At 47.3% G+C, this 6421-nt stretch carries 3 protein-coding genes; 1 reads left to right on the plus strand and 2 read right to left on the minus strand.

Annotated elements, in window-relative coordinates:
- Positions 1–362: 362 nt before the first annotated feature.
- Entirely contained in the window at positions 363–4223 is a 3861-nt protein-coding gene (locus tag QUB12_RS30890) for a GAF domain-containing protein (RefSeq protein ID WP_333309965.1), read from the minus strand.
- A 290-nt stretch (positions 4224–4513) separates the two neighbouring features.
- On the opposite strand from QUB12_RS30890, the gene QUB12_RS30895 reads away from it, so the two are divergent.
- The gene (locus QUB12_RS30895; protein ID WP_333139185.1) at positions 4514–4768 is read left to right on the plus strand and encodes a hypothetical protein; all 255 of its coding nucleotides are present in this window, start codon (positions 4514–4516) and stop codon (positions 4766–4768) included.
- A gap of 33 nt (positions 4769–4801) precedes the next feature.
- On the opposite strand, the gene psbC is transcribed toward QUB12_RS30895, so the two are convergent.
- Positions 4802–6181 (minus strand): photosystem II reaction center protein CP43, encoded by a 1380-nt coding sequence (gene psbC, locus QUB12_RS30900; RefSeq protein WP_333139183.1) that lies wholly within the window; start codon positions 6179–6181, stop codon positions 4802–4804.
- Positions 6182–6421 lie beyond the last annotated feature (240 nt).

Raw genomic sequence — 6421 nt, forward strand, 5'->3', positions numbered from 1 at the left:
AGGCAACTGTCACACGCGATGCCGCAACCGGGTTATGCGATCGCATCTGCATCTGCGTAAATGGGCGTCAATCCATTGTCATCTGCGGTTAAGAAATTTTCTTTTTTTAACAGCAGATGAGGGCAGATAAACACAGATTAACGCAGATGAATGAGATCAATTCCGGCTGCACCCTGCGTGATTGTTGAGTGTTGACTGTTGGCTGGATTTTAAAATAATAGACCTCTTGCAAAAATCCTTTTCCTCAATTGATGGGACGGGTTCTGGGGCCCATCCCACAAGAGTTATTTTTTCTTGTGGGATGGGCCCCAGAGCCCGTCCTAATTATTTTTGCAAGAGGTCTCATGACTAATGACTAATGACTAATGACTAATGACTAATGACTGCTGTCGAAGCGGAATTTCGATCGCAAACTCAGTACCTTTCCCCACTTCCGAATTGCATTTTAAAACACCGCCGTGTTTTTCTACCACAATTTGGTAACTAATTGACAGGCCCAATCCAGTACCTTTTCCCACTGCCTTAGTCGTGAAAAAAGGGTCAAATATGCGTTGTCTCATAGATTCCGAAATTCCAGTACCGTTATCAGAAATCCGAATCACCGCGCTAGGAATAGTACCATTAAGTTGACCGACAGCAGTCGAGATTTTAATTTGAGGAGCTCCAGATTGACCTGCGAGCAACTTGTGCGATTCCAAAGCATCGATCGCATTCCCGATTACATTCATAAACACCTGATTCAACTGTCCAGCATAACACTCAACTCGAGGCAAAATGCCGTATTCTTTCACTAGCACAATGTTTGCACCGTCCGCATTAGATTTCAGTCTGTGCTGTAAAATTAACAGCGTGCTGTCAATGCCCTCGTGAATATCAACCGCCTTCATTTGACTTTCGTCAAGACGAGAGAAATTCCTTAAAGACAGAACTATTTGACGGATGCGATCGGCTCCCACCTTCATTGACGATAGCAATTTTGGCAAATCTTCTAGCAGAAATTCCAAGTCAATATCTTCACTCAATTTTTCTATTTCAGGACTATAATCGGGATATTGCTGCTGGTAAAGTTCCAGCAAACTCAGTAAGCTAGCAGTATATTCACTAGCGTGATTGAGATTGCCGTAAATAAAATTAACCGGATTGTTAATTTCGTGAGCAATCCCGGCTACCAGTTGCCCCAAACCCGACATTTTTTCAGTTTGAATCAATTGAGCTTGAGTGTGTTGCAAATCTTTTAAACTTTGAGCGATTTGTTCTGCTTGGCGTCTGGTTTGAGCCAGCAAATCGGCTTGTTGGATAGCAACGCCTAATTGATTGGCAATCTGAGCTAAAAAGTTGACTTCTGAACTTTCCCAATAGCGTGGCCCAGAATGTTGATACGCTGTCAGCAAACCCCAAAGTTCTTGTCCTACAAAAATCGGCGCGATCGCATAAGCCTTCACCTGAAATTGCTCTAAAATACCAAGGTCACACTCCGAGTGGCAAACTTGATAGATATCGTCAACGGCTAGAGTTTCATTATTGGCATATCTGCCGCCTCGGTTTGACTGCAAATAAGTATCTTGCCAAACCGTACTGATACCTTCCCCTACCAATTTTATCCAGCCATCTTTCACAAACTCTGCCACATAATGGCCGCTCCAATCAGGATTAAATTGATAGACAGCAATTCTATCAACTTGCATAAACTGACACACTTCTTGGGTGGCAGTCTGAAAAATCGCGTTGATATCGAGAGATTCTCGAATCTTAGCCACCACTTCAAACAGTATCCGCTGTTGCTCGGCTGCCCACTGCAAATCAACTGATTGCTGCCGCGTTTTAGCCAACAAATCTGCTTGTTCTAATCCTACACTCAACTGAATTCCCACTTGCGTAGCAAACTGAATTTCCGAAGTGTTCCAATGGCGCAAACCGCTGCACTGGTGCACGCACAGCAAACCCCAAAGTTGGCTGCCATTCATCAGTGGCATAATCACCTGAGCTCTAATTTGAAATTGAGCTAAAAGAGCAACATGGCAGTCTGAAAGTCCAGCATTTTCGACATCTTGTAGCACTTGAATCTGTCCCTGACTATATTTTTTAGCATAGTTTTCGCTAAAGAAATGATCGCGAACTTTTACATTCATTGCCGAAGAAAAACCAGGCAAAACATCTTCGGTAATAAATTCGCCTTCATTAAAGTTTAAACTAGGATCGAAGCGATAAATGCCAACTCTATCGGCCTTTAATATCCGCCGCAATTCTGTAGTTGTAGTACGAAAAATTGTATCTAAATCGAGAGATTGTCGAATCTTAGCAACTACCTCAAACAGTATTCGCTCCTGCTCTGCTACCCGCTGCAACTCAACTGCTTGCTGCTGAGTTTGAGCGAGCAAATCTGCTTGTTCTAAAGCGATGCTTAGCTGAGCCGAAATTTGGGTAGCAAACTTAATTTCGGAAGATTCCCAGTTGCGGGGAGCCGAACATTGGTGTACGCACAGCAACCCCCAAAGGTCGTTGCCTTTCATAATCGGTGCAACTAAAGTAGCTTTGACCTGAAATTGCTCCAAGACTTGCTCAAAGCAATCTTCCAGTCCGGCTTGTGTGATGTCAGACATGGCGTGAACTCGCCCCTGAGAGTAGAGATTGGCGTAGTTTTCTCCAAAGCAGCGATCGTGCACTTTGACTGCCATTGCTGACCGAAAATCTGGCAAAACATCTTCGGCAACGAATTCGCCGTCCTTAAATTCTGATGCGGAATCGAAGCGGTAAACTGCCACTCTCTCTGCATTTAAAGCCCGCCGCACTTCCTGGGACATCGTGCTAAAAATCTTGTTTAAGTCGAGGGATTGCCGCATTTTTGCCACCACTTCAAACAGCACTCGTTGGTGTTGGGTCAACTGCTGTAGTTGAGCAGTGCGCTTTTGAACTTGATTTTCTAAATTTGTGTTAAGTTCCTCTATTTGTTGATCGAGTTGGTAGTGGTTAATAGCATTAGAAAAGTGGTTGCCCAAAATTTGGAGCAATTCAATTTCTTCAGCCTTCCATTCGCGAATTTGGGCAGCTTTTGACTCTTTCCACGCTTCAAAAGATATCCGAGATTGGGCGAGCCGCTCGTCGCTATCAAACTGTCTAGCCCAGAGAGTTTCGGTGTCAAATTCTTCTCGAAAAATGGTCAAGTAACCGAATATTTGCTGGCGGGTTATGAGCGGTACGATTAAAATGCTGCGAATTTTGGTCGATCGAAATGCAGGTTGCAGGCTTCTCAAACTGCTAATTTGGTACAAATCGGGAATTGCCCAAACCTGTTGCTCGCCGGATTTAAAATATTCGTGCCAGACGCTGTATTGCTCAACCTGCGGGTATTTGGCCGAAATTGGCATCTTCGGCCCTGAGCCGCAAGTGTAGACTGTGAGTTCCCGATTCGAGTTATCCGAATAGGGAACTAGATTCGTAACTTTGCTGCTGTCGCAAACGAATGGCGTGGCGAAAATGCACAGCCTGCCGCCGGCTGCATCTAGTGCTGCTACCGATTCTGCCAAAGCTGTTTGGAGTTCAATCGCCGGCGGGGAGTTAAGGGCAGTGGCGACGCGGTTGACGGCAGCTTCCCGTTGAGCTTTCGCCCTCGCTCTGGCGAGGAGGGTTGATTGGGCTATGGCGACGCCGAGCTGATCTGCCACCGTCTGAACGCCTTGGAGTTCGTTTTCTGTCACACTCCGGGACTCGGAGTGGTGAGATACCAACAACCCCCAGAATTCTTCGCCGTGAAAAATTGGTACTACCAAGCAAGCCTTGACGCCCAGTGCAGTCAAGTATTCAGCGTGGCAGGGGTCAACCGCACGAAAGCGCATTTCGTCGTCGGGCAGCAGTTGGCCGGAAACCGCCTCGCGACGCGGACTTTGGCCTAGCAGCCCGGAATCTATATCGACGATCGATCGCACCTGTAGTTGCGCGAACATTTCGCGGGCGTGAGGGGGAATATCGTCTGCGGGAAAATGCAGCCCCAATAGGGATGGCAAGCGGTTGCCGTTAATTGATTCGGCAATCACTTCACCGCTACCGTCGCTATGAAATTTGTAGATTTTTACTCTGTCTGTTCCCAAGAACGATTGAACTTCGGCTGCTGTTGCGCTCAGAATTTCGGGTAGTTCTAGAGAGTGGCGAATGCGCTTGGCGATGCGTTCGAGCAAATTTGCTCGATCGAACCTCACCTTGACATTTTCGATCTTTAATGAGTCCATTATTAATCTTTTGCTTTCCTAGCAATAATAGTAAGCGGCCCAAAACTTTTGTGCCTGTTAAAAAATTCGGCAAGCACAGCCATTTAATAAAATATAAATATGCTGAGGGCGATCGTCGATTAGTTTTGCACCTGTAGCGATCGGCCTTCAAATTGCAACTTTCCATTGCAACTTTCCATTGCAACTTTCCATTGTGTGGGATTACAACTTTTGTACTTTAAATATAAACTTTGTAGAGCCTGCCTTGCAAGCTCTTTACCCCAACGGATTAAAATTGTCAAGTTTCAAGAGTGGCAGAGTCATTCACCGCCACCGATGAAGGTCGCACCGAAATATCTCAGTCCTGGATGCAAAAGCTCGCTGAGGAACGAGCTTACGGAAAGAAACAGCATGGAATTCAAAAGGTTAACTCAGAAATCTGGTTTCTACCTCTAGGATTGTATCTGCTGCTAGTGGGATCGGAGAATGGTCGATCGACAATCCGCAGCTTTTTCAGATATGGGAGCAAAAAAAAGCTCCTGCCGTTAAGCAGGAGCCTTTTTTGATTAGACAATCAAATCAGGAATAAACTCGATCGATTAGTCTAAGTCTGGCATAGCCAGCACTGGTTCATTTTCGCGATCGATACCCTTCTCAAAGCCAGCGACAGCCGCGCGAGCGCGACCAGCGTGCCACAAGTGGCCGACCAAGAAGAAGAAACCCATCACAAAGTGGAAACAGGACAGCCAAGAACGAGGAGAAGTGAAGTTAAACGAGTTAACTTCAGTCGCCACACCGCCCACAGAGTTCAAAGAACCCAAAGGAGCGTGAGTCATGTACTCAGCCGCGCGCCGAGCTTGCCAAGGCTGAATGTCATTCTTGATTTTGTTCAAGTCCAAACCGTTAGTACCGCGTAAGGGCTCCAACCAAGGGCCTTGGAAATCCCAGAAACGCATCGTTTCACCGCCGAAAATGATTTCGCCAGTAGGAGAGCGCATCAGGTATTTACCCAGACCGGTGGGGCCTTGTGCAGAACCGACGTTAGCACCCAAGCGTTGGTCGCGGATCAGGAAGGTCAAAGCTTGCGCTTGAGAAGCTTCCGGGCCCGTCGGGCCGTAGAATTCGCTGGGGTAAGCAGTGTTGTTGAACCAGACAAAGCAGCAAGCGATGAAGCCCATCAGGGACAAAGCGCCCAAGCTGTAAGACAGGTAAGCTTCGCCAGACCAGATTAAGGCGCGGCGAGCCCAGCCGAAAGGCTTGGTCAAAATGTGCCAAACACCGCCAGCGATACAAATCAGGCCCAGCCAGATGTGACCGCCGATGATGTCTTCCATGTTGTTGACGCTGACAATCCAGCCTTCGCCACCAAAAGGAGAGCGCACCAAGTAGCCAAAAATCACAGCCGGATTCAGAGTGGGGTTCGTGATAATACGCACGTCGCCGCCGCCCGGAGCCCAAGTGTCATAGACACCGCCGAAAAACATGGCCTTAGCTACCAACAGCAAGCAACCGCCACCCAACAAAATTAGGTGATAGCCGATGATGTTGGTCATCTGGTTCTTGTCTTTCCAGTCGTAGCCGAAGAAAGAAGAGTATTCTTCGAGAACTTCCGGGCCGCGAACGGCGTGATAAATGCCGCCCAAACCGAGAACTGCAGATGAAATCAAGTGAAGAACGCCGACTACGAAGAACGGGAAGATATCAGTGACTTCACCGCCGGGGCCTACACCCCAACCCAAAGTAGCGACGTGGGGCATCAAAATTAAGCCCTGTTCGTACATGGGCTTTTCTGGGATAAAGTGAGCGACTTCAAACAAAGTCATTGCACCGGCCCAGAACACGATCAAACCAGAGTGAGCGACGTGTGCGCCCAGCAGTTTGCCGGAGAGATTGATTAAACGAGCGTTGCCAGACCACCAAGCGAACCCGGAGGATTCTTGGTCGCGACCGCTTGCGTAGGAATTAGAGAGCGTTACCACCCGGTAGAACCTCCAACGATTTTAGATTTTGGATTTTGGGTTTTTTTGTTCCCCAGTAGGACACGGGAGTACCGCACCTGCGCCGGGGAATTGGGATTTGGATTTCAGATTAATTTAAAAAAAGTAAATTAATCTGAAATCCAAATCCTGATTTTTTTAAAGTGCGTTACCGCGAGGCAGAACTTCTTCAGGGAAGATGAAGTTTTCGTGAGGTTGGTCTGTCGGAGCCATCCAAGCACG

It is taken from the genome of Microcoleus sp. B7-D4, assembly GCF_036705125.1.
Classification (GTDB): Bacteria; Cyanobacteriota; Cyanobacteriia; order Cyanobacteriales; family Microcoleaceae; genus Microcoleus.